Here is a 2,044-nt window from a genome sequence, read left to right on the forward strand (position 1 = left end):
TATCCACTCATGGTACTTGTATACATTAGATATTGGGCAATCTTCACCATCTGTACTATGACTAAACTGTTCTCTAATGTCCTTATCTGGATATAGTCCTTGTATAATATTTCGATGATATGCCACATATAGATGAAGCCATATACTATCGTAGTTATATAGCATCATTCGTATTTTTCCATCTATTTTTAGAACACGTTTTATCTCTTTAAGCACTGATACTGGATCCTGCACATGATGCAACACACCCGAACTATGCACATAATCAAAGCTATGGTCCTCAAAAGGTAAGTTGTTTTCATTTTCATCAAGCAATATTAATTCAGCATTAATATTGTGCAAATTAATCCGATGACCGGCTTCACTAAGTGATACAGGAGAAACATCTATTCCAATGAGTTCTTTTGGCTTAGAATTTACACCGAATCCAACTAAGTCGTGACCGGGACCACATCCATAATCAAGTATGCGTTTATCATCAAAACTATGAGTAGGCATGTATTTTTCATAATTGTAATATTGATCATTTCTCCATTGCAGGTAGTTTAAAGATTCATCAATGCTAGAAAACTTCTTGTGACTAGTTACATTATGTCTTGACCAATAACTAGAATTAGTTTGTTGTTCTATATTATTTGAATTTATAATTTTTTTTAAAAGGTTTTTAATCATAAGATGACTTTTCTCACTAGATTTAATGCACCTGAATATCAGAAGTTACATTAAACAATGGCACCCCGCCCAAATATTTATTTTCCGAAATAACTTTTAACGTTTTTTTACTATACGCTATCAAGTTGTTTTTTTTATAAAGCATAGCTTTTACTTCAAAAATACCATCATACAAAGCAAAATTTTCAATGCATACTTTTAATAGTTTAGCTTTATCATAATGTCTATAGTTACTTAGACTACTATGGTCTTGAAATATTAATAGACCATCAGTTCTTGTTATCTCAATAGAGATAGAAGAAAAATCAAAATTTATTTTTCCAGCGAAGTGAATTGTGATTATTAATTTAGAGTTTGAGATAATAGATGATATTTCATTGTGATAATCCATATCCTTACAAAGGGTCAAATTTATGCTTATATCTTTATGCTTAGACCAAGTCTCTTTTTTATCAATTAATTTGTTGCTTTCTAGAATTCTGCTTCTTTGGTAGTGCTCATAGGCAGCAATAACACTTTCAGGGCTACCATCTTCCTCAACAACACCATCTTTAATCCAGATACACCTGGAACAGATATTACGTAATGCTTCCATGCTATGTGATACAACAATTACTATTTTCCCATTATTACATAGCTTATTAATCATTTTTTTTGCTTTTACTTGAAACCATTGATCGCCAGTAGATAACGTCTCATCTAATATTAGAATTTCAGGGCTAATAAATGATAGCCCAGCAAATGCTAGCCTGGCCTTCATTCCTGAAGAATAAGTTTTAACTGGCTTATCAATAAACTCTCCTAAACCAGTAAAATCAATTAGCTCATCAATAATTAAGTTAACATCTTCTTTACTCATTCCATGTAACTCACCTGATAAGTAAATATTACTTCTTCCCGTTAACTCATCCTTAAGAGCAGTTCCTAGCGTAAACACTGCGTGAACATCGCCACTAATATCAATTTCTCCACAGCTTGGTTTAACCAATCCAGCAATAATTTTTAGCAGGGTGGATTTCCCAGCACCGTTTTCTCCTAATATTCCAATTTTTTCTCCTTCAGTTATTTTTAGACTAATGTCTTTTAAAACATATTTTTTAGATGTATATCTTTTGTATTTTTTATTAGAATACAAATTTTTGATAATATTAAGTATATCCAAACCGACATAAGCCTTACTTACGTTCAATAACTTTACATAACTTTTTTTTTCCATCGTTTACATCCAATAATGCGGCAAATTAAATCCAGCAGTTGTATTATTACTTTTTAGCCTTAATTGAACCTCATTTCCATAAACCCAGCTTTTTGTGTCGCATATTATTGAATTACCTTCTTGATCTTGTGCTGATAAAAAAAGATTTAGAGAGTA

The 2,044-nt window shown here is 31.4% G+C and carries 2 protein-coding genes; both read right to left on the reverse strand.

The window, feature by feature from the left end; all coding sequences use genetic code 11:
* On the reverse strand, positions 1-672 hold a 672-nt coding region (locus RLO81_RS16905; RefSeq protein ID WP_350114379.1), incomplete at its 3' end, for a class I SAM-dependent methyltransferase.
* A 22-nt stretch (positions 673-694) separates the two neighbouring features.
* Positions 695-1,888 (reverse strand): ABC transporter ATP-binding protein, encoded by a 1,194-nt coding sequence (locus RLO81_RS16910; protein ID WP_350114382.1) that lies wholly within the window; start codon positions 1,886-1,888, stop codon positions 695-697.
* Positions 1,889-2,044 lie beyond the last annotated feature (156 nt).

Origin of the sequence: Fulvivirga sp. (genome assembly GCF_040220315.1) — a bacterium.
GTDB lineage: Bacteria > Bacteroidota > Bacteroidia > Cytophagales > Cyclobacteriaceae > Fulvivirga.